At 67.9% G+C, this 23,024-nt stretch carries 27 protein-coding genes; 20 read left to right on the top strand and 7 right to left on the bottom strand.

Annotated features, from left to right (window positions below; all coding sequences use genetic code 11):
- Positions 1-258 precede the first annotated feature (258 nt).
- From IM787_RS01395 to IM787_RS01315, 17 genes are all read left to right on the top strand, one after another.
- On the top strand, positions 259-645 hold the full coding sequence (locus IM787_RS01395) for a hypothetical protein (protein WP_193674839.1): 387 nt from the start codon (positions 259-261) through the stop codon (positions 643-645).
- 110 nt (positions 646-755) lie between these two features.
- Entirely contained in the window at positions 756-1,526 is a 771-nt protein-coding gene (locus tag IM787_RS01390) for a hypothetical protein (RefSeq protein ID WP_193674838.1), read from the top strand.
- 131 nt (positions 1,527-1,657) lie between these two features.
- Positions 1,658-1,960 carry a hypothetical protein gene (locus IM787_RS01385; RefSeq protein ID WP_193674837.1) on the top strand — a complete coding sequence of 101 codons (303 nt, stop codon included), beginning with the start codon at positions 1,658-1,660 and terminating at the stop codon, positions 1,958-1,960.
- 110 nt (positions 1,961-2,070) lie between these two features.
- Positions 2,071-2,961, top strand: coding sequence for a hypothetical protein (locus IM787_RS01380; protein WP_193674836.1), 891 nt, complete (start codon positions 2,071-2,073; stop codon positions 2,959-2,961).
- An 853-nt stretch (positions 2,962-3,814) separates the two neighbouring features.
- Positions 3,815-4,522 carry a hypothetical protein gene (locus tag IM787_RS01375; protein WP_193674835.1) on the top strand — a complete coding sequence of 236 codons (708 nt, stop codon included), beginning with the start codon at positions 3,815-3,817 and terminating at the stop codon, positions 4,520-4,522.
- A gap of 578 nt (positions 4,523-5,100) precedes the next feature.
- On the top strand, positions 5,101-5,520 hold the full coding sequence (locus tag IM787_RS01370; RefSeq protein ID WP_193674834.1) for a GNAT family N-acetyltransferase: 420 nt from the start codon (positions 5,101-5,103) through the stop codon (positions 5,518-5,520).
- Between the two features lie 25 nt (positions 5,521-5,545).
- Positions 5,546-5,845 carry an antibiotic biosynthesis monooxygenase family protein gene (locus IM787_RS01365; RefSeq protein ID WP_193674833.1) on the top strand — a complete coding sequence of 100 codons (300 nt, stop codon included), beginning with the start codon at positions 5,546-5,548 and terminating at the stop codon, positions 5,843-5,845.
- A gap of 31 nt (positions 5,846-5,876) precedes the next feature.
- Complete coding sequence (locus IM787_RS01360; protein WP_193674832.1) at positions 5,877-6,221, top strand: hypothetical protein; 345 nt, start codon at positions 5,877-5,879, stop codon at positions 6,219-6,221.
- Positions 6,218-6,514 carry a hypothetical protein gene (locus IM787_RS01355; protein ID WP_193674831.1) on the top strand — a complete coding sequence of 99 codons (297 nt, stop codon included), beginning with the start codon at positions 6,218-6,220 and terminating at the stop codon, positions 6,512-6,514. The genes IM787_RS01360 and IM787_RS01355 overlap by 4 nt, the downstream gene beginning before the upstream one ends.
- 39 nt (positions 6,515-6,553) lie before the next feature.
- A complete protein-coding gene (locus tag IM787_RS01350; protein WP_193674830.1) occupies positions 6,554-7,012 on the top strand; it encodes a hypothetical protein in 459 nt (152 codons plus the stop codon).
- Positions 7,013-7,106: 94 nt separating this feature from the next.
- Positions 7,107-7,568, top strand: a complete 462-nt coding sequence (locus IM787_RS01345) for a YybH family protein (RefSeq protein ID WP_193674829.1) — start codon at positions 7,107-7,109, stop codon at positions 7,566-7,568.
- Positions 7,565-8,002, top strand: coding sequence for a hypothetical protein (locus tag IM787_RS01340; RefSeq protein WP_193674828.1), 438 nt, complete (start codon positions 7,565-7,567; stop codon positions 8,000-8,002). The genes IM787_RS01345 and IM787_RS01340 overlap by 4 nt, the downstream gene beginning before the upstream one ends.
- Positions 8,003-8,452: 450 nt before the next feature.
- A complete protein-coding gene (locus IM787_RS01335; RefSeq protein ID WP_193674827.1) occupies positions 8,453-8,848 on the top strand; it encodes a VOC family protein in 396 nt (131 codons plus the stop codon).
- A gap of 44 nt (positions 8,849-8,892) precedes the next feature.
- A complete protein-coding gene (locus IM787_RS01330) occupies positions 8,893-9,309 on the top strand; it encodes a VOC family protein (protein ID WP_193674826.1) in 417 nt (138 codons plus the stop codon).
- A gap of 31 nt (positions 9,310-9,340) precedes the next feature.
- Complete coding sequence (locus IM787_RS01325) at positions 9,341-9,559, top strand: DUF7661 family protein (protein WP_193674825.1); 219 nt, start codon at positions 9,341-9,343, stop codon at positions 9,557-9,559.
- Between the two features lie 33 nt (positions 9,560-9,592).
- Positions 9,593-10,813: a serine hydrolase domain-containing protein gene (locus IM787_RS01320; RefSeq protein ID WP_193674824.1), complete on the top strand. Its 1,221-nt coding sequence runs from the start codon at positions 9,593-9,595 to the stop codon at positions 10,811-10,813.
- A 73-nt stretch (positions 10,814-10,886) separates the two neighbouring features.
- Complete coding sequence (locus IM787_RS01315) at positions 10,887-11,078, top strand: hypothetical protein (protein WP_193675530.1); 192 nt, start codon at positions 10,887-10,889, stop codon at positions 11,076-11,078.
- Positions 11,079-11,105: 27 nt separating this feature from the next.
- Here IM787_RS01315 and IM787_RS01310 read toward each other — a convergent pair whose 3' ends face one another.
- Entirely contained in the window at positions 11,106-12,269 is a 1,164-nt protein-coding gene (locus tag IM787_RS01310) for an MFS transporter (RefSeq protein WP_227494033.1), read from the bottom strand.
- A gap of 95 nt (positions 12,270-12,364) precedes the next feature.
- On the opposite strand from IM787_RS01310, the gene IM787_RS01305 reads away from it, so the two are divergent.
- Together IM787_RS01305 and IM787_RS01300 are read left to right on the top strand one after the other, a co-directional pair.
- A complete protein-coding gene (locus IM787_RS01305; protein WP_193674822.1) occupies positions 12,365-13,207 on the top strand; it encodes an aldo/keto reductase in 843 nt (280 codons plus the stop codon).
- A gap of 92 nt (positions 13,208-13,299) precedes the next feature.
- The gene (locus IM787_RS01300; RefSeq protein WP_193674821.1) at positions 13,300-13,905 is read left to right on the top strand and encodes a class I SAM-dependent methyltransferase; all 606 of its coding nucleotides are present in this window, start codon (positions 13,300-13,302) and stop codon (positions 13,903-13,905) included.
- Here the strand turns inward: IM787_RS01300 and ftsH are convergent.
- Both ftsH and IM787_RS01290 read right to left on the bottom strand, forming a co-directional pair.
- Positions 13,902-15,926, bottom strand: a complete 2,025-nt coding sequence (ftsH, locus tag IM787_RS01295) for an ATP-dependent zinc metalloprotease FtsH (protein WP_354004336.1) — start codon at positions 15,924-15,926, stop codon at positions 13,902-13,904. The two genes, IM787_RS01300 and ftsH, sit on opposite strands and share 4 nt — an antisense overlap.
- Positions 15,923-17,116, bottom strand: a complete 1,194-nt coding sequence (locus IM787_RS01290) for a TerC family protein (RefSeq protein WP_193674820.1) — start codon at positions 17,114-17,116, stop codon at positions 15,923-15,925. Before IM787_RS01290 ends, ftsH begins: the two co-directional genes overlap by 4 nt.
- 89 nt (positions 17,117-17,205) lie before the next feature.
- Here IM787_RS01290 and IM787_RS01285 point away from each other — a divergent pair, with 89 nt between their 5' ends.
- A complete protein-coding gene (locus IM787_RS01285) occupies positions 17,206-18,108 on the top strand; it encodes a glycine reductase (protein ID WP_193674819.1) in 903 nt (300 codons plus the stop codon).
- Here IM787_RS01285 and IM787_RS01280 read toward each other — a convergent pair.
- Genes IM787_RS01280 through IM787_RS01265 form a run of 4 tightly spaced genes read right to left on the bottom strand, consistent with a single transcriptional unit; the run spans position 18,085 to position 23,013 of the window.
- Positions 18,085-19,500 (bottom strand): FAD-binding oxidoreductase, encoded by a 1,416-nt coding sequence (locus IM787_RS01280; protein ID WP_193674818.1) that lies wholly within the window; start codon positions 19,498-19,500, stop codon positions 18,085-18,087. The two genes, IM787_RS01285 and IM787_RS01280, sit on opposite strands and share 24 nt — an antisense overlap.
- The gene (locus tag IM787_RS01275) at positions 19,497-20,921 is read right to left on the bottom strand and encodes an amidohydrolase family protein (protein WP_193674817.1); all 1,425 of its coding nucleotides are present in this window, start codon (positions 20,919-20,921) and stop codon (positions 19,497-19,499) included. Before IM787_RS01275 ends, IM787_RS01280 begins: the two co-directional genes overlap by 4 nt.
- A complete protein-coding gene (locus IM787_RS01270) occupies positions 20,918-21,970 on the bottom strand; it encodes an aromatic ring-hydroxylating dioxygenase subunit alpha (protein WP_193674816.1) in 1,053 nt (350 codons plus the stop codon). The genes IM787_RS01275 and IM787_RS01270 overlap by 4 nt, the downstream gene beginning before the upstream one ends.
- Positions 21,964-23,013 (bottom strand): aromatic ring-hydroxylating dioxygenase subunit alpha, encoded by a 1,050-nt coding sequence (locus tag IM787_RS01265; protein ID WP_193674815.1) that lies wholly within the window; start codon positions 23,011-23,013, stop codon positions 21,964-21,966. The genes IM787_RS01270 and IM787_RS01265 overlap by 7 nt, the downstream gene beginning before the upstream one ends.
- Positions 23,014-23,024: the final 11 nt, after the last annotated feature.

Below are 23,024 nucleotides of genomic sequence, written 5' to 3'. Positions count from 1 at the left end.
CCGTGACGGTGATGCATAACAGGTCGGTCGACTCGGACACGTTGCAGCAAGGGGCCGCACGGCGCCGTTGGAAATCGTGCACCGTGCGGCCCCTTGCCGCAACGTGCCGGTCACCTTCACGTTATGCCTCACGATAGGCTAGAGACTGTCCGAACGCCGCAAAGCCTGGTTCTGGGAATTGCCTGCCGTGGCCAACCCGGAGGACACATCGTTGCGATCGATGGCTTTATGGGGGCTGGCAAGACCAACCTGTCGTTCGTGGTCGCTGAACTGCTTAACGGCTTCCGGGTGGGACTCGACTGCTACGTCGATCCCGACAGAGACGTGACGGACTATATCGAGAAGCTTAGGGTGGAGCATCTGGCTAGAGACCTCGACAACCTCCAGCGGTGGTTCCCCTACGTAGTGATCGAAGGAATCCGTGTTCTGGACGTTCTGGAGCAGCTAGGACGGAAGGCGACTTCTCGGGTGTACGTGAAGCGCGTATCCACCGCTGGTAATTGGCACGACGGCTTGGACCTCGCGGACTTCGAGGAGGGCTCTCTCGTCGAGGAGGATTGGCTGAAACGTGACCAGCTGGAGTACCATTTGCGTCGCTCCCCGCACATTTCTACTGACTTTCTGTACGAGCGCCATGAGGCATAACAAGCGTTCGACGCGGACACGCACCGGCATTGCGCCGTAGGCCGTGCGCGGAAGCATACGTCCTGCGGCGCAATGCCGCTGCGTGCCGGTCAACTCCGACATTAGCCCTCATGGAACCACCTTCCATTGCCGTCCAAGCGTTCAGGTCATGGGGCGCTCAAGTGGAGCCCCTTCCGACCTCCACGAAAGAGGAATGCGACTGGCTTGTCTCCCTTGAGGAATGCAGGCTCATTGCGGAGGAGAAAACGAAGTTCGAGGACGCGTTGTCCATTGAACACCGCCTTAAGACGCTGCGTGGCGGTGGAGTGCATGGCCAAACGCTTCCGCTCAGGTCGAACAATCGCCTCTCCGGAATCGTGAGGAAGGCCGTTGGCCAACTCTCCTCGACCTCGGCTGACGTCCAGCACGATCTCCGGGTTCTTTGGTTCACCGGTACGGGATTCGATGGCGAAGCGAAACACTATCAGTTGATGTCGACCCTCTATGGCTCAACACGAGTGTTCGAGCTGAATGGAGACGGCCATCATCGTACGTGCTACTTTTTTCGAAACTCAGACTTCTATCGCTTCCGAAACGTCCTGGACGGTGCGTACGTCACATACCTAAACGGAAACACGCTGACGGTGAAGCTCTGTCTTAATCCTTACTCATCGAAGTGGAAGTCGCTAAGGGACTCTCCCTTCGCAGCCCGCCTGAAGAACGGGCTTATTGACCCTTTCGGCGAAGAGGGGGAGGGTGCTGCCTATGTCATTGACGGCGAGGTTGACCGGTCCAACCCAGGCGCCGTCATTCGATACCTAGAAGAGAAGTACGGACTGAAGCAAGCAATGAACATTGATATGGGCATGACGTCCGCCTCGATCTTGGTGCCGCGCGAATGAGGGCTAACAGGTCGTTCGACACGGACACGCACCGGCAGGGCGCCGCGAAGCGTGCTGGTGACCTTACGCCTCGCGGCGCCCCGCCGGTACGTGCCGGTCAACTCCAACGTTAGACCGCACTGAAATTCCCCATGCCCTACTACCGCGTCATGCTCCACGGAACGGGGATTCGAGTGCCCAGTGAAGGATCTGGGGAGGACATTATTGGCTTCTACACGACACGCCTGGTCCGCGCCTCATCCGAAGCAGAAGCAGAGAGGAATGCGTGTCGGAATGTCGAGACGCAATGGACCACTGAAGAGTACGCCGGAAGAAGTCTGGACGGCCCCCCAGAGCTGTCAACTGAGTGGGTTCGTCGGACGTCGTTTCTTGACGTGTTCTTCTTCAAGGCGACTGGCCATGCCTTCTACTTCCGAGACGCCGATGCGGTCTGACAGTCGTTCGACGCGGACACACAACGGCATTGCGTCGCAAGGCGCCCAGGTGATCGTGCACCTCGCGGCGTAATGCCGTTGCGTGCCTGTCAACTCCCACGTTATCCCGCATGAACGAACGGCACGTGTTCTACGCACTTGTGGGAGTCCTCGGTTTGTCGTTGGCCTTCCATGGGGGCATTGCGGCCTATGGCTTTTACCATCTCCGCTTGATCTTGGAGCCGCCTGCCCCTGCAAACGATGCTTACGTCCGGTGGGCTCGCGAGAACTATGGGCTCTTCTTGACCATCCTCATCGCGATTGCCGTGCTGTGTGCGCTGTATCTGGTTGCCTGCTTCGGCTTTGCGCGCAAAGCTTCTTGGTCCAGCAACGCCTGGTTGCTCTTTTCCGGGACTGTTGTAGCCTTGTATCTGGGCAGCCTGGCCTCCGGAGTCGCCTGGACAAGGCACTTTCCCGAACTTGTGCTGTCGGCGCTGTCTTGCTGGTATTTGCTTCGCCGCGGCGCCTTGCCGCAACGTGCCGGTCACCTCTACGTTAGACCCATGTTCAAGCGTTGCACCATAGTGAAGTTCGCCCTTTGGCGCTGCATGCATCGGCTTGGCATTCCTTACTCGCAAAGCGAAAATAGCCGGTTGCGCTTCTTTGATTCGACTTCGTATGATTCACCCAATGGGCGAAGCGACGACGTTGACGTGGTGGTCTGGCCGGAGCGCATCGAAGTTCTTGAGTACTCAACGGATCCGCGCGAGCTGCCGTGCACTGCTCAAGGGTTCACCTCGCTTTCCGCGTTTCTCCGCGCGCGAACGAAGCGACAGGTCGAACGTAGCGCGCAGATCTGGGCCATGACGAAAGTTCACCAGGCTGCCCAATACAGCCCCGATGCGATGCGCGACGCTTTCGACGAGAGTTGCTTAGTGTCTGAGAGGCTGACGGCCAACATGGGCCAATTCATTCAGCGAAGTGTGTTCATTCAGCTGGCGGCTCGGAGCCTGAAACTGTGAGCGTCGCGCCAAGGTCTAACAGGTCGTTCGACGCGGAAACGCACCGGCAATGCGCCGCAGGGCGTGGTGGTGAGCGTGAGCCTCGCGGCGCAATGCCGCTTCCGACGTTAGACCGCATCGAATGAACGCTGTTGTACGTGCACGCTTCGGCGATCTGGACCCGAATCCCCGCCTTTGCGAGCGCTGCGGACATCCCTTTCAGGAGCATCTGCTGTGCAGCCGCGGCAAGCCAGCCTTGGGAGGCTGGATTGAATGCCCAGTTGAGGGGTGCAGGTGCGAAAGCACTTGGAGCTTGCCTCCCGAGCAGGCTCAGGAGGTGATGCATCACTACAGGGAGGGGAGCGATGATGCCTAACTTGGCAGTCGACTCGGACATGCTGCTGCAAGGGGCCACGCAGCGCACGTGGAAATTGCGCGCCGCGCGGCCTCTCGCAGCAGCGTGGCGGTCACTTCGACGCTAGAGCTCACGTGAACCGCATTTTGCGCATCAGCACTCTGCTAGCGGCGGTCTTCGCGACGGAGGCCATCGTCATCGCCGTGCTGAATCGGAACCTCATAGCTGGCGTCTATCCGGTCGACTCAGAATCGATCGGGATACCGCGCTCTCAAGGCGCAGCCGGCCTCAAGGCGGTCATCATGAGCACATCGGACCGACGGAGTTGCGTGAGCTCCAACAGGTCGTTCGACGCGGACGTCCTGTTGGCGGGCTTCGCCCGCCCACTGGCCGCCGGTCAACTTCGACGTTAGAGCTCACCCAGTGACTTGGCTGCCTGTCCGCCGATGCGTCGTCTTAGCTGTGGCCGCTTGCTTGTGCCTAGCGGCGTGCGATTCGCGGAAGATTGAACATGAACAATTGCAGGCCCGTTCGATCGAGGATCACCTCACGCAGCGCGTTTGCCCTGACGGCGAGTACAAGGGCACAGATTCCCGATCAACCACTCAGACACTGCCCATCGGGCCATACCTGCTGAGATATCCGGCCAACTTCCTGCAGATTGATGCGTATCGGATTCACAAGCGCGGTGACATGGAAATCGTACACGGCCAGCAGAAGCCTATGTCAGTCGCGCGTACGTGGCTTCAGATACATGCGCTCGCGCCAGAAATGATCCCGAGTTTTCTCGCGGACAGTTCAGCACGTCGCCGTGAGAATCGCGGGGACGCTTACCTGACTGAGATCGAACTCTTCTGGAGTGAAGACGGATCTAGCAGGCCGAAGGATGCCGAGACCTTCGGCGAGTTTTTGCCAGCTGAAGCGCGTCTAGCGCGTGCCGCTGATTCCATTGCCCTTGTTGCGTTTCAGAAGGCAAGTCCCAGCGGCTCGCGGGTGATTCGACTTGTCCCAAAAGGATCGGCAGCGGATGAATCGCAGATCTTCTGCTATGGGTATGTGAATGACCGAGGTCGCGGTCGCTGCTCGGAAATCCGGCGACTCCGCGCCGACGTCTGGACCAGGATTTCATTCAGCTCCGAGAACATTGCATGCTGGCGACGAATCGAAGAACGCGCGCTAAGATTGGTGGAGGACTTCACTTCAGAGTGGGAAGTCCGGGCACGGTGAAATCTAGCAGGTCGGTCGACCCGGACACGTTGCGGCAAGGGGCCGCACAGTGCCGTTGGAAAGCATGCGCCGTGCGGCCCCTTGCCGCAACGCGCCGGTCACCTTCACGTTAGGCATCACATGCGGTGCGGTCCGATATCGCTTGTCGCCGGAGGTTTCGCGCTGCTGTTCGGGGTGGCAGGCTGGCATGCCGAGCGCGTCCTCGTTCCGGGAAGCGCGCACATTCTGAACTGGCTGACTGAGCATGGCTTGGTCCGGACACCGAAGCCTTATGCGTTCTTGGAATTGAAATCGCCTAGTATTCTTCTGCTCACCGATGGCGGCGCAATTCAGCTGATTCAAGTGCTCTCCTGGTTGTTGGCTGGAGCAGCCGTTGCGTTTTCCCTTCGCGCGGTACGGGCAGAGGATGAGAACCTGTACCCGGGCGTCGGCCTTCTGCTTGGGTTCTTGGCGCTCTCCATCTTCAATCTGCCCATCGCGATCTGTGTTGCACTGGTCGGAGCTGGAGGTGTCCTCTGGCTTCGGAGGAGTGATGCCCTAACAGGTCGGTCGACGCGAACACGCACGAGCGGAGATCCATGAACATCACCATCTCGCCCGCCACCGAGGAGGAGGTCCGCTCCGGCTATGTCGGGCGCCAGCTGCGGGAGTTCAACTACCGGCACGTGGGCGAGTACCCGGAGGTCCAGTCCATCCGCCTGAACGCCCGCGACGCGGAGGGGCAGGTCGTCGGCGGCCTGCGGGCGGTGGTGGCGCTGCACTGGTTGCGCGTCGAGGTCCTCTGGGTCCGCGAGGATGCCCGGCGCAACGGCATCGGATCCCGCTTGCTCATGGAAGCAGAGCGGATCGCGCGCGAACTCGGGGCCAGGAATGCGGCCCTCGAGACCTTCGAGTGGCAGGCCCCGCGCTTCTATGCGCGGCACGGCTACGAGGAAGCGGCCCGCATGGACAATTACGTGGGCGAGTACTACCTCGCGATCATGCGCAAGCGCCTGTGAACGGCGCAACCCAAGGAGCCTGTTGATGATCTCTCGCCAGTGGCGTGGTCTTGCGAAGAGCTCTCGCGCCGACGCCTACGTCGAACACCTGCATGCCGAGACCTTCCCGGCCATTCGTGCCTTGCCGGGATTCCAGGGCGCCTCCATCCTCCGGCGCGCCCTGCCGGAAGGCGTCGAGTTCCTGGTGGTGACCCAGTGGGCGTCCCTCGAAGCCATCCGCGCCTTTGCCGGCGATGCGGTGGACGTCGCCGTGGTGCCCGAGAAGGTGCAGGAGATGATGGTCGACTACGATCGGGTCGTGCGGCACTACGAGGTGGTTTCTTGAGGCTGCTGCACGCGCTTCCACCCCTCCTCCCATGATGCACGCATCCCGATCGGACCTCGACGCGAAGCTGGTGTCGCTGCGCCAGTTCGTTGCCTCGTGCCCCTCGCCCCTCCGCGGTGTCCGTCTGGTGGAGTTCTCCCCGGCGCAGATCCTGGAAGCCACGGACGTCCCGCTGCAGGACGTCGAGGGCCGAGTGACACTCTTCGTCTGCAAGGGCCTCCTGGTCGACTGGGTGTACCGCAACCAGCTCCTCTACCTGAGGGTGTCCGAACGCTCCGGCCCCGTTCCTTCGTGGGAAAGGGTGTTCGCGGAGGAAGACCTGGCCGATGTGAAAGCGATCTTGCGGGCAACTGATGCTGGGGACGGCCCACCTTGAAAGACTTTCTCGGACTCCTCCTCTGGCAGGGGCTCATCGCCTTGATGGCGTTGACGCTGTGGTTCCTGGCACGCGGTCGCGGCGAAGCGTCGCGTGACCGGCGAGGACAGGTCGTGGCGGCGTGGCTGTTGCTTGCGGGCGCGGGCCTGGGCGTGGTACCGGTCCTCGTGATGCAGCACTTCTTCGTGCGCGGCGAAATCCTCATGGCGCTCGCGCCGGGGCTGCTGACGTTGGTGTTCTGCGCGCTGGTCCTGCTGAAGCCGGCGCGCTCCGCTCCTGACGTTCCAGACTGACGCGATATCCTTCGAGGAGCATCGGCCCCATCCTGTACCGTGCGCCACCTCACTTCCTTCTCCGGTGTTCTCTCCAAGAGAGTCTTCCCCCTGGTCTTCTACGGGTTCATGGGGGTGGCCGCCATTGGGGGCTTGCTGGACGGAGAGCTTCTGGCGCATCCGGCCAGCGCGCTCGGACTCGCCCTCGTCGTCGCCGTCTTCTACCTTTTCCAGAAGCTGCTCGTTCAGGACACGGCAGACGAGGTCTTGGACTGCGGAAGCTACCTGCTGGTGCGCCGTGGCAGGACGAAGGACCGCATCGAGCTGCGCGACATCGTGAAGGTGGACGCATCCCTGCATCTCAGCCCGCCGTTGATGACGCTGCACCTGGCCCGGCCCGGCAAGCTTGGGCGCCTGGTGACCTTCATCCCCGCGGGTGAGAGACTCAATCCGCTCGGGGAGCATCCCCTGGCGCAGGAGCTCCTTCGCCGCGCCGAAGCGGCGAGAGGCGTGGCCTAGGCAGCTTTCCACGGTCCGGGCGTGAACCGGCCCAGGGGCGTTGCGCCGCCCTCGCAATGCTGGAAAACTCCGGGGCTCGCCGGAAGGAGATGCATTGACAACCACCGAGTCCGACCTCCAGGCGCTGGCCCGCCTGAACAAGCGCTTCATCCACAACTTCGTCACCAACGACGTGGCGTCGCACGATGCGATCCTCCATCCGTCCTTTCGCGCCCTGTACCCGGGCGGCCTGCACATCGACCGCGCGTCCTACCTGAAGACCTGGAAAACGGGGTTCGACCCCGCCGTCATCACGTACTGGGACATGCGCGACCAGCGCATCACGCTGGTGGGTGACATCGCGCTGGTCGGCGCCACCAACAAGTGGACGCGCATGCGCGATGGAGTGGAAGCGGTAGGCATGACCTGCTATACCGACACCTACGTCCGCACGCCCGATGGCTGGCTCTGCGTGCTGGCCCAGCTCACCCCGGTCGCACCGGAGAACCATCCGGGCGACGACACGATCGTCGTCAGGTACTTGCGCGGGGTCCTGCAGCCGGGTGAAGGCGGGTGAAGCAACTGGTCTCCGTGTACCGGCGCAAGGGCGCCTTCCTGCTCTGCCCGAGTTCGCAGGAAGGCGAGGGTGGATTCTGGGTGGCGCACCCGCCGGGTATGGCGGTCTCGTGTGAAGCCGATGACGCCGTTCTCGGTGAACTGCTGGACGTGGTTCGCTCCTGCTCGCGCCAGAACCTCCTGCCACGCGAGGGGGGCGATCGCGTCGCGTTCCCCCTCGCGTCCGTCGCGGGCGTGGCGGGTTGGTCGGCCCTTGCCAGGAGCTCTCCGACCCTGGTTCAGGTCCACTATTCGCCGGCGCAGATCCTGGTGCAGGAGAACCGGCTGGATGGCTCCGGTCACGTCCCCGTGCAGGCCGGGACCATCCTGCCCGCCAGCGCGGCCGCTTCGACGGTGGCTGCAGCCGTGCGGAAGGTCTTCGCCGGTGCGGGCTGACAAGGCGCTTGCCGCGCGCGTTCCGGCGGCATCCATTCCGGCGCCCCATGCGGAATTCGCGACCCTGACCCGGCCCCAACTCGACGCGATGATCGACGACGTCGCCGCATGCGAACCGGTCGCCGTGCAGCGCTGCGTCGACTTCGTGCTCGCCGAGACGAAGGGCCTGTGGCACGGACGGGCGCGGGCCAAGATGTGCCGCCGCCTGAAGCACTGCGGGCTGGGGCGCGCCCACAGGTCCGCCCTGGTCGAGTGCATCCTACGACGACTGGCCACCGGCCATTTCTCGGAGCAGTTCAAGGACCAGGTCAAGCTGGCACTGCACCTGGATCCGGATGCGACCCTGGCGGCTTGCCGTGCAGGCCTGCAAAGCGGGAGGCCGCACGTCCGACGGTATGCTCGATGGACGATGGCGCTGCATGCAGCGCATGGCACGCAGGAGGCTCGCTCGTGTTCTCACACATCTTCGTCGGCGTCAGCGATTTCCCCCGGGCGCTGGCCTTCTACAACCCCTTGATGGCCACGCTCGGCATCCAGGCGAGGTTCTGCGACGCCGCCCGCCCCTGGGCGGGGTGGCAATCGGAACCGGGCCCGCGGCCGCTCTTCCTGATCGGCAGGCCCTTCGACCAGCAGCCGCACGCGCCGGGCAACGGCCAGATGGTCGCACTGCTGGCGCCGACGCGTGCTGCGGTGGACAAGGCCCATGCGGTCGCCCTGGCCAACGGCGGCACGTCGGAAGGGGCGCCAGGCTTGCGGCCCGAATACCACGAGAACTACTACGGCGCCTACTTCCGCGACCCGGACGGCAACAAGCTCTGCGTCGCGTGTCATTCGGCGGCGGCGTAGTCCGCGCACGGGGGATCATGGCCACCACGCCAGCAGGCGCCCCCATGGCCAGGCGCGCCCTCGGACTCGTTTCCGTGCTGGTGCGCGACTACGACGAAGCCCTGTCCTTCTACGTGGGCGTGCTCGGCTTCGACCTGGTGGAAGACACACCCGTGCCCTCGCAGGGCAAGCGATGGGTCGTCGTCAGTCCCGGAGCGTCCGGTGCGCGCATCCTGCTGGCCAGGGCCTTTTCCCCCGAACAACTCCGCTGCGTCGGCCAGCAGGCAGGAGGGCGTGTCTTCCTGTTCCTCTACACCGACGATTGCCTTGCCGACGTGGACCGGCTCAAGGCGCGGGGCGTGAAGTTCGCCAGGGAGCCCGAGATCCAGCCGCATGGCACGGTGGCCGTGTTCAGCGACCTCTACGGCAACCTGTGGGACCTGATCCAGCCGAACGCGGCGAACCGGAGCTGGGCATGGTAGGCGGCGAAGAGGCGCCGCTTCCGCGCAGGCCATGAACGAACACCGCTTCAACGTCTTCGGCCGCATCGTCCTCGTTCGACGCGAAGGTGCGCTGTGGCAAGCCTATGCGTTGGGCGCCGACGGCAAGCGATCTCCCGCCGGGTTCGTGGTGCCCGACTTCGTCGACGCCGCGGAACTGGAGCAGTTCCTCTACGACCTGTTCCACGAGAGCGCCACGCCCGGAAACGGCGACGTCCACCGCCTGCCGTGACCGGTGCCGCGGTCACTGCGTGACAATGCGGCCATGAAGCTCAAGACCCTCGCCCTCGGCCTGCTCGGCACGGTCATCGTCGCCGCCACGGCCGGCTGGTTCTCCCTGGACAAGGGCACGCGCGCGGTGCTGGCCACGATGCCGACCAACACCGACCTGCTGTTCTGGAACCAGGACCAGCGCGATGCCGCCTTCCGCGCGCTGGACCGGTTGCCCCTGGTGGCCAAGGTGCGCGTGGTGCCCGCGGGTGGGACGCCCCGCCCGTTGCCGCCGGGGCCCCCGCTGCGGTTGCCGGTCGACGTGGATGCGTTCATGGCCGGCCAGCGCAGCGCGGCGCTTCTCGTCGTGCACGACGGCAAGCTGCGGCTGGAGCGCTACGGCCTCGGCTTCGACGGCAACGGCCGCTGGACCAGCTTCTCCGTCGCCAAGTCGGTGACCTCCACCCTCGTCGGCGCGGCCATCCGCGACGGCCACATCCGCAGCATGGACGACAAGGTCAGCACGTACATCCCGCAGATGAAAGGCTCGGCGTACGACGACGTCAGCATCCGGCAGCTCCTGACCATGACGTCCGGCGTGCAGTGGAACGAGGACTACGCGGACCCGGACTCCGACGTGGCCCGCTTCAACAAGCACAAGCCGGAAGAGGGCGTCGACGCGCTCGTGAGCTATTTGCGCAAGCTGCCGCGCGCCGCGCCGCCCGGCACGCGGTGGAACTACAGCACGGGCGAGACCAACCTGGTCGGCATCCTGGTGGCCGAAGCGACCAGGAAGCCCCTGGCGACGTACCTCTCGGAAAAGATCTGGGTGCCGGCGGGGATGGAGCAGGAAGCCACGTGGATCCTCAGCCGCACGGGCCGCGAGATCAGCGGCTGCTGCCTGCAGGCGACCCCGCGCGACTATGCCCGCATCGGGCTGTTCGTCCTCGACGGCGCGCGCGTGAACGGCCAGCCCACCGTGCCGGACGGATGGCTGGCCGAGGCGACGACCGAGCGGGTGGGCATCGGGCGGCCGGGTCGCGGCTACGGCTACCAGTGGTGGACGCGTCCGGGCGGCACCTTCGATGCCCGTGGCATCTTCGGCCAGGGCATCTTCCTCGACCCGCAGCGCAAGCTGGTGATCGTGACGAATGCCAACTGGGCCGCTGGCGCGCGGGACGAAGCCGCAGTGTCCGCGCGGGACGCGTTCTTCCAGGCGGTGCAGAAGGCGATCGACGACGAAGCGGCGGCCGGGCCCGCCGCCGCGGCCCGGTGAGGCCAGGCCGGCCGCACCGCGGCGCCTGGAAAAGCGGTAAGGTGGCACGGCAAGGAACGGCCAGGAGACGCGCATGAACACGTCCAGCAACCCGAAAGACACGCCGCAGACGCTCCAGGAGGTCCTCGAAGGCGAGGAGCCCACCGAGGAATTCCTCGAGGAGATGCAGGCGCTGGAAAACGCACCCGAACTCAGCGAGGAGGAACTCGCGCGCCAGGCGCTGGAAGCGCCGGGTGGCGACGGCGATCCGAGCACGCCGGAGTGAGTGGGCACGGGACCGGCGGTCCCGGCGTCAACGCGCGCCCACCAGCGCCCGCCGCGCGAACGCCGCCACCACCATGGCGAAGAAGATGACCACCGTCAGGCCGGCGGTGAGCGATCGCGCTTCGGCGATGAACCCGATCAGCGGCGGCCCGGCCATCAGCCCGAAGTAGCCGACCGACGACACCGCGGCGATGCCGTGCGCGGGCGCGATGCCGGGTTGCTGCCCCGCCGCGCTGAACAGCACGGGCACGACGTTCGCGAAGCCCAGTCCCACCAGCGCGAACCCGACGAGCGCACCGGCGGGATGCGGCACGGCAAGGGCGAGAGCCATGCCGACGGCGCCCAGCATGCCGCTTGCACGCAAGAGCGTTTCGGGACGCATGCGCGCGCGCACCCAGTCGCCGCCGAAGCGCCCGGCGGCCATCGCCGCGCTGAAGCTGGCGTAGCCGAGGCTGGCGACCGCGGGTGCCGCGGTGAGCTCCTGGCGCAGGTAGAGCACGCTCCAGTCGTACATGGCGCCTTCGCCGACCAGTCCCAGGCCGGCCATCAGCCCCAGCAGCACCAGCGGGCCGTGCGGCAGGCTCAGCGGCGTGCCGCCCGCCTGCGCTTCGCGCTGCTGGCGCAGCATGAAGCGGCTGGCGACCGCCGCCACGGCGCCCAGCACGATGGCGGCGCCCGCGAGGTGGCCGGTGGGCGAGACGCCCAGCGGCGCCAGCGCGCTCCATGCCGCCGCGCCCGCCATGCCGCCCAGGCTGAACATGCCGTGGAAGCCGCTCATGAGCGGGCGGCCGCACGCCTGCTCGATGCTGGTGGCCTCGTCGTTGATGGCCACGTCGAACAGCGCCGCCGCCATGCCGTAGGCCAGCATCAGTGCCAGCAGCAAGGCGTATTGCGATGGCAGCAGCAGGCTGCCGACGGCGGCGACGCAGGCCAGGCCCATGAGCGGCACCACGCGGCGCGGCGCGTGCCGCGCCAGCACGCGGCCGGCCTGCAGCAGCGCGACGACGGCGCCCGCGCCGCTGGCCAGCATGGCGATCGCGAGCGCCTGCTCGCCGAGCGCGTAGTGCGCCTTGATGCTGGGGACGTGGACGCCCCAGGTCGCGAACAGGGCGCCGGCCACGAAGAACTGGGCGCGCAGCGCATGGGTGGCCCGCTGCAGGACGCGCGAGAGGTCGGGGGGCGTGGAGCTCAAGAAGTGGAAGCCGGGACGGTCGGGAGAAAGCTGGACGCCGCCCATTGTCGGAGCGGCCGTGGCACGATGGTGTCGGACAAGACAGGAGAAAGCCCATGCCCGCTGGTGCCAGCCCGCAACCCCGCATCGCCCTCGCCGATGGCCAGCAGATCCCCCAGGTGGGCCTGGGCGTCTGGCAGACGCCGAACGACGCCGCGGTGGACGTCGTGCGCACGGCCTTGCAGCACGGCTACCGCCACGTCGACACGGCGGCCGTGTACGGCAACGAGGAAGGCGTCGGGGCCGGCCTGCGCGCCGCCGGCCTGCCGCGCGCCGAAGTGTTCGTCACCACCAAGGTCTGGAGCGAGGACCAGGGCTTCGACCGGGCCCTGCGCGCCATCGACGCCAGCCTGCAGCGCCTGCAGCTCGACGCCGTGGACCTGTGCCTGATCCACTGGCCGGCGCCCCACCGCGGCCTGTTCGTCGACACCTGGAAGGCGCTGGTGCGGGCCCGCGAAGAGGGCCGCGTGCGTTCGATCGGCGTGTCCAACTTCGAGGTCGAGCATCTCGACCGCATCGTGGGCGAGACCGGCGTGCTGCCGGTCCTGAACCAGGTCGAGCTGCATCCCCGATTCCAGCAGCGGCGGCTGCGCGAAGCGCACGCCGAGCGCGGCATCCGGACCGAATCGTGGAGCCCGTTGGGGCAGGGGCAGCTGCTGTCCGACCCGGCGATCGTCCGCGTCGCCGCGATACACCGACGCACGCCGGCGCAGGTGATCATCCGCTGGCACGTCGAAAGCGGTCTCATCGTCATCCCGAAGTCCGTCACGCCCTCCCGCATCCGCGAGAACCTCGACGTCTTCGGCTTCACGCTGGACGCCGAGGACCTCGCCGCGATGGCCGCGCTGGACGACCCGGGCGGTCGCATCGGCCCGGACCCGATGCGCGCGCGGTTCTGAAGGCGCGGCGGGGCGGCCCGCAGCGGGCATCGACGGCGTCCGACACGGCGCGGCGCTCCCCTCCGCAGAATGGCACTTTCCAGCCCCGCACCATGCAGCCCTCGCCCCGCTTCGACCGCCCGCGCGGCACCGAGCCCTTCGCTTTCCTGCGCGGCTTCCTGCGCAACCCTGCGCAGGTCGGCTCGGTGATCCCGAGTTCGCCGCAGCTCGAACAGCGGCTGGTGCAATGCGCGCGCGTGCGCGAAGCGCGCACGGTGGTGGAACTCGGTCCCGGCACCGGCGGCACCACGCGGGCCCTGCTGGCCGCGATGCCGCCCGGGGCGGTGCTGCTGGCCATCGAGCTGGACCCGGACTTCTTCGCCGGCCTGCAGCATGCGGTCGGCGACGAGCGGCTCCTGCTCGAGCAGGGCAGCGCGGAAAAGCTGGGCGACCTGCTGGAGGAGCACGGCCTGCCGGCGCCCGACGCGATCGTCTCCGGCATCCCCTTTTCGACGATGCCGGCGCCGGTCTCGCGACGGATCGCCGCGTGCATCGCGAAGGTGTTGCGTCCGGGTGGCCGCTTCGTGGCCTACCAGGTGCGCGCCCATGTCGCCGGCTTCCTGGCGCCCCACCTCGGGCCGCCCGAGAAGCAATGGGAGGTGGTGAACGTCCCGCCGGTGCGGGTGTTCACCTGGGTGAAGCGCCAGGGCCCCGGCTAGGGCGCCACCGTCAGCGGCCGGCTCTGCAGCTCCGGCGCCGGCGGCAGGCCGGTGGCCTGCAGGATCTCCTGCTCCGACAGCGTCTCGCGCTCCAGCAGGGCGCGCACCAGGCCGTCGAGCGCGGCGCGGTGCTGCGCCAGCAGCCGCTTGGCGTCCTCGTGGCAGCCGTGGATGATCTTCTGCACTTCGGCGTCGATCAGGGCCGCGGTCTGGTCGCTGAAGGGCTTCTCGCCCATGAAGGCCGACGCTCCGCCCAGGTACGCGTTCTGCGGCGGTGCCAGCTGCACCATGCCGACCGCGTCGCTCATGCCCCAGCGCGTGACCATCGCGCGCGCCATGTTGGTGGCCTGCTCGATGTCGTTCTCTGCGCCGGTCGTCTTGGTGCCGTAGACGATCTCCTCCGCCGCGCGGCCGCCCAGCATGCCGATGATGCGGGCCCGCAGGTAGTCCTCGGGGTAGTTGTAGCGGTCGGTCTGCGGGCGCTGGTAGGTGACGCCCAGCGCCTGCCCGCGCGGCACGATGCTCACGCGGTGCACCGGGTCGGCGCCGGGCACGACGAGGCCCAGCACCGCGTGGCCGCTCTCGTGGTACGCGATGCGCTCTCGGTCGTCGGGTCCCAGCAGCAGCGGGCGCTCCGGCCCCAGCACGATCTTCTCCAGCGCATCCAGGAAGTCCTTGTGGTGCACCGCCGACTCGTTGCGGCGCGCCGCCAGCAGCGCGGCCTCGTTCACCAGGTTCTTCAGGTCGGCGCCGGAAAAGCCCGGCGTGGACTGCGCCAGCTCCTCCAGGCTCGCGTCGGGTGCGAGCGGCACCTTGCGCACGTGCACTCCGAGGATCGCCTTGCGGCCGACCTTGTCCGGCAGGTTCACGACCACGCGGCGGTCGAAGCGGCCGGGCCGCAGCAGCGCGCGGTCCAGCACGTCGGGCTGGTTGGTCGCGGCCAGCACGATGATCCCTTCGCGGCCGCTGAAGCCGTCCATCTCGGTCAGGATCTGCTGCAGCGTGTGCTCCTGCTCGCTGGAGCCGCCGCTCAGGGTCATGCCGCCGCGGGCGCGGCCGATCGCGTCGATCTCGTCGATGAAGATGATGGCCGGCGCGCTCTCGCGGGCCTGCTTGAACAGGTCGCGCACGCGGGCCGCTCCCACGCCGACGATCATCTCCACGAACTCCGCCGCGCTCATGGAGAAGAAGGGCACCCCGGCCTCGCCGGCGACCGCCTTGGCGAGCAGCGTCTTGCCGGTGCCGGGCGATCCGATCAGCAACACGCCCTTGGGCGCGGTGCCGCCCAGCCGCGTGTACTTCTCCGGCGACTTCAGGAAGTCGACGATCTCCACCAGCTCCGCCTCGGCTTCGTCGATGCCGGCGACGTCGTTGAAGGTCACGCGGTTCGTCGGGTCGGCGTCGTAGCGCTTGGCCTTGCTCTTGCCGATGCCGAAGATGCCGCCGCCCAGGCCCATGCCGCCGTTCTGGCGGTTGGCGCGCCGGTACAGCCAGACGTAGAACGCGATGATCAGGATGGCCGGGCCGAAGCCGAAGAGCAAGGTGCTCCAGGCGCTGCCCTGCTGGATGGGCACCGCGCTGATCTCCACTGCGTTGCGGATCAGGAAGGCCTCCAGGTCGCGGTCGAAGAAGGCCGGCAGCTCGGTGGTGAAGGTGTCGCCGGTGCGCGGGTTTGGCCGCGCGGGGTCGCGTCCCGGGCGTGGCGGCGGCTGGCCGGCGGCGCTGGGCTGCTGCGGGTTCAGCGGCGGCGGCCAGGTCACGGCGGACTTGAAGCGGCCCTGGATGGTGGTGCCGCGGCTGTAGATGGCCGACACGTTGCCGTTGCCGGCCTGTTCGCGGAACACGGTGTAGGGCACCGTGAGCGGGGCATCCGACGGCGGGAAGAACACCGTGGTGATGACGTAGTTCAGCAGCAGCACGCCGGCGAACACCAGCCAGTACTTGCGCGGCGGCATCGAGGCGAAGCCGCCGGGCTTGCCGGGCGTGGCCGGGGGCTGCGGCGGGTGGGGACGGCCGTTCACAGTTCGGGCCTTTCCGCGGCGATCTGCCGCTCGTGCGCATCGGCCAGCATCTCGCGCAGCGTCTGGCGCTCCTCGATCCGCGCGCGCCACTGCTCGGGCAGGGCGCGCACCGCGACCTCCGCCTCCAGCAGGCGCGCGAACGATGCCTGCCGCTCCTCGGGCGACGCCGAAGGTTCCAGCGACATGTAAGCGGCCAGCCTGCGGCGCAGGCGGCCCACGGCCAGCTTGGCGCGGCCCTTCGGGCTGTGCAGCGACAGGGTGACGGTCACCACCAGGATCGCGATGATGACGGCCAGCGACACCAGCGTGCTGATCTCCACCACCTTCACCGGCGCGCCGTCGTTGATGAAGGGCACGTTGTTCTCGTGCAGCGCATGCAGCACCAGCTTGATGCCGATGAAGCCCAGGATGGCCGCCAGCCCGTACGACAGGTACAGCAGGCGCTCCAGCAGCCCCTCGACCAGGAAGAACAGCTGGCGCAGCCCGAGCAGCGAGAACGCGGTGGCGGTGAAGACGATGAAGGTGTCCGTGGTGATGCCGAAGATGGCCGGGATCGAGTCGAGCGCGAACAGGATGTCGGTCAGGCCCAGCGCCACGATCACCAGCACCATCGGCGTCATCCGCCGCCGGCCTTCGTGCACGGTGAAGAGCTTGTCGCCGTCGTAGTGCGGCGTGGTGCGGATCAGCTTGCGCGTCAGGCGCAGGATGAAGCTCTCGCCTTCCTGGTGGCGCTCGTCCTCGGGCACGAGCATATGGCCTGCGGTCACCAGCAGGATGAGGCCGAAGATGTAGAACACCCAGGCGAAGCGTTCGATCAGGGCGGCGCCGATCCAGATGAAGAGCGACCGCGCCAGCAGCGCGATCACGATGCCGATCAGCAGGGCCTTCTGCTGGTCCTCCGGCGGCACGCGGAAGGCCGACATGATGACCAGGAACACGAAGACGTTGTCGACCGAGAGCGCCTTCTCCGTCAGGTAGCCGGCGTAGTACTGGACGCCCATCTCGGTGCCGCCGAGGTACCAGACCGCGCCGCCGAACAGCAGCGCGATCCCGACGTACAGTGCCGACCACTTCGCGGCTTCGCGCAGCGTGGGGACGTGGGCGACGCGGATGTGGAAGAAGTAGTCGAACAGCAGGAGCCCGACGATCAGGGCGATCGTCAGCTCCCACACCAGGGCGCCGTGCGGCATCTTGCGCGTTCCTCTCGCGGGTGAAGGACGGCCTGCCAGTCTATAGTCGGCTCGGCGGTTCGTGGTGCCACAAACCACGGCCGAGCAGCATGGACCCTGACGACGCGCCGATTCCCTACATGCAGCGCACGCGCGACTGGTACCTCGCGCTGGGCTACGGCAACCCGTACCGCTATGCGCACCACGACGGCGCGCCGTTCCAGCGGCTGCACCGGCCGCTGGCCGAGAGCGTGGTGACGCTCGTCACCACGGCCGCCCCGTTCCAGCCGGACAAGGGGCCGCAAGGGCCCGGCGCACCCTACAACGCAGCCGCGAAGTTCTACGCGCCGTACAGCGGGGACACCGCCGCCGACCACGACCTGCGCATCGCGCACGTGGCGATCGACCGCAAGCACACGTCCATGGAGGACAGCCGCAGCTGGTTCCCCTTGCCGCTGATGCGCGGGCTCGCGGCGCAGGGCCGCTTCCGCCTGGCGCCGCGCTTCCACGGCATGCCCACGAACCGCAGCCAGCGCCACACGCAGGACGTCGACATCCCGGTGCTGCTGCAGCGTTGCCGCGAAGATGGTGTCGATGCGGCGGTGCTGGTGCCCAACTGCCCGGTGTGCCACCAGACCCTGTCGCTGGCCGCGCGCGCCCTGGAAGCCGCGGGCATCGCCACCGTGCTCATGGGCTGCGCCCTGGACATCGTCGAACACGCCGGCGTACCGCGCTTCCTGTTCTCCGACTTTCCCCTCGGCAACGCCGCCGGCAAGCCGCACGACGCGGCATCGCAGCGGGCGACGCTGGAACTGGCGCTCGGCCTGCTGGAGAGCGCCGGCCAGCCGCGCACCACCGTGCGATCGCCGCAGCGCTGGAGCGGTTCCGACGATTGGAAGCTGGACTACTGCAACGCCCACCGCGTGGCGCCGGGCGAGCTGGCGCGGCTGCGCGAGGAAGCCGAGGCCGCGCGCCTCACCGCCAGGGCGCTACGCGCCGCCGACCTGCGATGACCCCTCCGGGCGGAAGCGCCAGCCGGTGGTGGCGATCGCCGGCCCGTCCTCCGCCTGCGGCCCGAAGCGCAGCTTGCCCCGGTTCATCAGGTCGTGCGGGTCCATCGCGCGCTTGAACGCCGCGTCGGTGCCGCCGAGCGGCTTCATGCCGCCTTCCTTGACGAGGAAGGTGTGGTTGTTCGCCACCTGCGCGCCGTCGAGCGCCATCGCGCGCATCACGTCCGCCAGGTGCTGCTCCCCGCGGTAGGTGAAGAGCGGCATGCCCTGGTAGCCGAGCTGGCCGTCGAAGCGCTTGACCTCGAAGTGCATGCCCGCCACGTGGCGCAGGCGCTGGAAGGTGCGGGCCATCGCTTCCATCGCGCCCGGGTCGAGGTACAGGCCCACCGTGGTCACGACGTCCGGCGCGCTGCGGTTGGCATGCAGCCGCGCATGGCCCCAGGAGTACTCGTACAGGGGCGCGTGGTAGGGCCCCTGCGCTTCGGCGGCATCCACCGTGATGCGCCCGCCGAAGGCCTGCACCAGCGCCGAGAACGCGGCGGAGAACGGTTGCGCCACCATGGCCAGGATGATCCCGTCGCACGCCGGGTCGCCGTGCGGCTGCAGCGCCTTCAGCAGCGACCAGGTGCGGCCGCTCAGCACGGACACCAGCTTCTTGGGGATGCCGTCCGCGGTGGCGAGCGCGTGCGAGAAGCGCAGCGCCGTCATGAATTCAGGGAACACGACGATGTGCTCGCGCCAGGCCCAGGCCGGCGCCAGCGGCATCTCCACCTCGGTGATGATGCCGTTGCTGCCGTAGGCGTGGTGCACCAGGTTGACGTCGTCGCCCCCGAGCTGCACGGTGCGCGGCGTCTCCTCGACGCTGACGACTTCCAGTCCCAGGATGTTGCCGCGGTCGCGCAGGATGCCCCAGGTGCAGCTGCCGACGCCGGCGTGCCCGCCGCCGACGTAACCGGCGATCGTCGCCTGCCGCTTGGTGGAGGAATGCATGCGCAGCTCCCAGCCGCCGGGCCGCGTGGCCTCGTCGATGGCCTGGAGCCGGGCGCCGGCCTCGGCGCGCACGACGCCGCCGCGCGTCCAAAGCACGCGGTTCAGCGCCGTCATGTCCACCAACGCGCCGCCGTGCAGCGGGATGCCCTGGCCGAAGTTGCAGGTGCCGGCGCCGCGCATCATCAGCGGCATGCGCGTGCGCGCGGCCGCGGACGCCACCCTCAGCACGTCGGCCTTGTCGCGCGGCAGCACGATCACGTCGGCCACGTGCTCCAGCGCGTCCTGCTTCATCACCGGGCTGAACTGCGCCGTCATGTCGCGGCTGCGGCGCCTGAGCACCACGGGGTCGGTTTCCACCGGCACGTCGCCCAGGGCCGCCAGGAAGGGCGTGAGGTCGCGCATCATGCGGTCCGCTCCAGCAGTGCCTTCACCGCGGCGCGGCTCTGGCGTCCCAGCTCGATCACGTCGAGGTTCGGCACGCGGCCGTCGCGCACGACCTCCCGGCCGGCGACGAAGAGATGGCGCAGGTCCGCCGTGCCGCCGCTGGCCACGGGCCCGATGGCGGGATCGTGCAGTCCGAAGTAGCGCGGGTCGCGGTCCAGGCCATAGATGGCGAAGTCGGCGGCCTGGCCGGGTGCCAGCGTGCCGACCGCATCCAGGCCCAGCACCTGCGCACCGCCGGCCGTGCCCCAGCGCACCACGTCCTCGACGGTCGTCGATGCGGCTTCGGCCTCGCCCTGGCCGCCGCGGTAGTACGCCGTGGCTTCCTGCCCCGCCCGGGCGCGGGCCATCAGCCAGGCGGCGTGCGTTTCCGAGATCATGTCCGCGGCCTCGTTCGAAGCCGCACCGTCGACCCCGATCGAGATCTGCGCGCCGGCGGCTTCCAGCGCACGCACCGGCGCGATGCCGCTGCCCAGCCGCCCATTGCTCTGCGGGCAGTGCGCGATGCCCGTGCGGGTGCGTCCCAGCAGGGCGATCTCCTCGGGGTCCAGCTTGACCAGGTGGGCGTACCAGACGTCGGGGCCGAGCCAGTCGATGCTTTCGCAGAAAGCCACCGGCGTCATCCGGTGCTTCTCCTGCACGCTGTCCTGGTAGTGCACGGTCTCCGACAGGTGCGAGTGCAGCCGCAGGCCCAGCGCGCGGGCCATGCGCGCCGTTTCGCGCATCTCCTCCGGCCGCATCGAGTGCGGCGGCGTGGTGGGCGCCATCACCACCCGCTGCATGGCATCGGGCGCGGGGTCGTGGAACTCGCGCGCCAGCCGCCGCATGTCGGCGAGGAAGCCGTCGAGCGTCTCCGGTCGCGACGCCGGCGGCAGCTCCACGCCCGGTGTCGCGCGCGACAGCGTGCCGCCGCCGCGGCACAGCACGAAGCGCAGGCCCAGCTTCGCCGCTTCCTCGAACAGGATGGCGGAGCTGTCGTAGGGCATGTCCGGGTAGTAGTGGTAGTTGTGGTCCGCCACCGTGCCGCAGCCGGAGAGCGCCAGTTCCAGCAGGCCGATGCGGGCGGCGAGGCGGAAGTCCTGCTCCGTCATGCGCGGGCGCAGCCGCATCGGGGTGGCGGTGAGCCAGGGCGTCAGCGTCGCGTTCAGGCCGACGGGGTCGCCCTTGAGCATCGACTGGAACAGGTGGTGGTGCGTGTTCACCCAGGCCGGGTAGATCACGCAGCCGCCGGCGTCGACCTGCCGCTCGCCGGGTTCCGGTGCCAGGTCGCCGATCGCCGCGATGCGGCCGTCGCGCACCCGCAGGTCCGTGCCCTTCGCGCGCGCGGCATCGCCCGGCAGGCCGGTGAGCACAGCGGTGGCATGGCGGATCAGGAAGCTGCTCATGCCGCCACCTCGCGCAGCGGGATCACGACGTTGCCACGGTGAACTTCCTCTTCCCCGTGCGCCCGCAGCAGGTCCAGCAGCTGCTTGCGGATGACGAGTCCCGGCTTGTCGGAGGGCATGTGGAACTCCACCTTGCGGGTGGTGTCCACGCACGCGTCCGGATCGGTCGCCTCCAGGATTTCGCGGTCCTCGGCCGTGATCTGCGCGTCCCAGTCGATCAGTTCCTGCGTGCTGCACTGCGCTTCGCTGTCGTTGCGGTACAGCCATTGCACCAGCAGCATGCGGTCGTCGTCGATCGGCGTCGCACAGTTGTAGATGATGTGCGCGATGCCGCTGGCCGGATAGGTGCAGCCGAAGCGGCGGGCGAAGGGCAGGTAGTAGCGGTTCACCAGGTGGCGGTGCGTGATCTCCTCGGTGGTCCCGGTCACGCGGTGGCTTTGCGCCGGGTTGCGGATCGGGACCAGCGTCTCCGCCTCGAAGCCGTAGTCGGTCTCGGTGAAGGTGTAGGGCGCCGGCTTCGGGTTCTCGAGGATGCCGAAGTTGGCCTTGTGCACGTAGGAGAAGTGCGAGTTGTCGAACGAGTTCTCCATCATGCGCAGCGGGCTGGTCCGCCATTCCTCGTGGAACTGGAAGATGCGGCGCATGCCGGGCTGGCCGTCTTCCGGGAAGTGCGGGATGGGCCGCAAGGGGTCGTCCAGCGCCACCCACACGTAGCCGTACTTCTCCTGCGCGCGGTAAGCGGGCACCTTGGCGTTGGCGGGGATCGCCATGTCCGGGGCCTGCGGGATCTTCACGCAGGTGCCGGTGCAGTCGTAGGTCCAGCCGTGGTAGCCGCAGACGATGTTGCCGTCCTGCACGAAGCCCCTGGACAGCTTCGCCGTGCGGTGGCAGCAGCGGTCGCGCACCGCGGCGGGCGTGCCGTCGGCCTGCTTCCACAGCACCAGGTCCTCGCCCATCAGGCGGAAGGGCTTCGGCCCATCGTCCAGGGCGGACATCGGCAGCAGCGCGTACCAGAAGCGCCGCAGCACCTTCTGTCTCGTGGTCAGCATGGGGCGGCCTCCTTCACCGGCCGGATGCGGGTCCAGCCGTGCACTTCCTGTTCACCGTGCTCGCGCAGCAGCGCCAACAGGCGCTTGCGCATGATCATCCCGGGGCGGTCGCTGGCCATGCTCTGCTCGTCGCGACGGCCGACGTCCACGGGGGCGTCGGCATCCACCGACTCCAGGATCACCTTGTCTTCCAGCACGACGCGCGTGTCCCAGTCGTTCAGCAGCGCGGCGGGGCAGTCTTCCTCGGTGTCGTTCCGGTACAGCCACTGGATCAGCTGGATGCGCGTGTCGTCGATCGGCGTCGCGCAGGTGTAGATCGTGTGGCGGATGCCGCTCGGGTAGGCCAGCCCCAGCTTGCGCAGGAAGGGCAGGTGCCACTGGTTCGAGAACGTCCGCGTCGTGGTCGGCGCGGTCGTCCCGGTGATCCGGTGCGAGACGGGAGGGTTGTTGATCTCCAGCACCACCCGCGCCTCGAAGCCGTAGTCCGTCTCGTCCAGCGCGAAGTGCACCGGCTTCGGCTGGTCGCCCTGGCCGAAGGTGCCCTTGTGCACGAAGGCGAAGTGGGCGGTGTCGAAGGAGTTCTCCATCATCCGCAGCGCGCCGGTGTCCCAGGCTTCGTCGAACTGGTGGATGCGGCGGTGGCCGAGCGCTTCCTCCTCGGGCTGCAGCAGCGGCACCAGCGGATCGTCCAGCGCGACCCAGGCGTAGCCGAAGCGTTCCTGGCAGTGGTAGGCCGGAACCTTGGCGCCGGCCGGGATCTGCAGGTCGGGCGCCTGCGGGATCTTCACGCAGGCGCCGCTGCCGTCGTACGTCCAGCCGTGGTAGCCGCAGACGATGTGGTCGCCCTCGAGGAAGCCCTTGGACAGCCTGGCGGTGCGGTGGCAGCAGCGGTCGCGCACCGCGGCGGGCGTGCCATCGGCGCGGCGCCACAGCACGATGTCCTCGCCCAGCAGCGTGAAGGGCTGCGGGCTGCGGGCGAGCTTCTCCATCGGCATCACGGCGTACCAGAACCGCCGCAACACCGGTTGACGGGTCACGAGCATGAGGTGTCTCC

The organism is Ramlibacter pallidus (assembly GCF_015070875.1).
GTDB classification, from domain to species: domain Bacteria; phylum Pseudomonadota; class Gammaproteobacteria; order Burkholderiales; family Burkholderiaceae_C; genus Ramlibacter; species Ramlibacter pallidus.
The sequence above is the reverse complement of the archived record's forward strand: the minus strand, read 5'-3'. Positions and strand labels throughout refer to the sequence as shown.

Coding starts and splice junctions, on each gene's coding strand:
- IM787_RS01390 (WP_193674838.1), top strand. CDS start 756: ATGGAACCACCTTCCATTGCCGTCCAAGCGTTCAGGTCATGGGGCGCT.
- IM787_RS01300 (WP_193674821.1), top strand. CDS start 13,300: ATGCAGCCCTCGCCCCGCTTCGACCGCCCGCGCGGCACCGAGCCCTTC.
- IM787_RS01265 (WP_193674815.1), bottom strand. CDS start 23,013: ATGCTCGTGACCCGTCAACCGGTGTTGCGGCGGTTCTGGTACGCCGTG.
- IM787_RS01285 (WP_193674819.1), top strand. CDS start 17,206: ATGGACCCTGACGACGCGCCGATTCCCTACATGCAGCGCACGCGCGAC.
- IM787_RS01270 (WP_193674816.1), bottom strand. CDS start 21,970: ATGCTGACCACGAGACAGAAGGTGCTGCGGCGCTTCTGGTACGCGCTG.
- IM787_RS01360 (WP_193674832.1), top strand. CDS start 5,877: ATGATGCACGCATCCCGATCGGACCTCGACGCGAAGCTGGTGTCGCTG.
- IM787_RS01370 (WP_193674834.1), top strand. CDS start 5,101: ATGAACATCACCATCTCGCCCGCCACCGAGGAGGAGGTCCGCTCCGGC.
- IM787_RS01330 (WP_193674826.1), top strand. CDS start 8,893: ATGGCCAGGCGCGCCCTCGGACTCGTTTCCGTGCTGGTGCGCGACTAC.
- IM787_RS01275 (WP_193674817.1), bottom strand. CDS start 20,921: ATGAGCAGCTTCCTGATCCGCCATGCCACCGCTGTGCTCACCGGCCTG.
- IM787_RS01325 (WP_193674825.1), top strand. CDS start 9,341: ATGAACGAACACCGCTTCAACGTCTTCGGCCGCATCGTCCTCGTTCGA.
- IM787_RS01380 (WP_193674836.1), top strand. CDS start 2,071: ATGAACGAACGGCACGTGTTCTACGCACTTGTGGGAGTCCTCGGTTTG.
- IM787_RS01365 (WP_193674833.1), top strand. CDS start 5,546: ATGATCTCTCGCCAGTGGCGTGGTCTTGCGAAGAGCTCTCGCGCCGAC.
- IM787_RS01385 (WP_193674837.1), top strand. CDS start 1,658: ATGCCCTACTACCGCGTCATGCTCCACGGAACGGGGATTCGAGTGCCC.
- IM787_RS01320 (WP_193674824.1), top strand. CDS start 9,593: ATGAAGCTCAAGACCCTCGCCCTCGGCCTGCTCGGCACGGTCATCGTC.
- IM787_RS01280 (WP_193674818.1), bottom strand. CDS start 19,500: ATGATGCGCGACCTCACGCCCTTCCTGGCGGCCCTGGGCGACGTGCCG.
- IM787_RS01290 (WP_193674820.1), bottom strand. CDS start 17,116: ATGCCGCACGGCGCCCTGGTGTGGGAGCTGACGATCGCCCTGATCGTC.
- IM787_RS01305 (WP_193674822.1), top strand. CDS start 12,365: ATGCCCGCTGGTGCCAGCCCGCAACCCCGCATCGCCCTCGCCGATGGC.
- IM787_RS01315 (WP_193675530.1), top strand. CDS start 10,887: ATGAACACGTCCAGCAACCCGAAAGACACGCCGCAGACGCTCCAGGAG.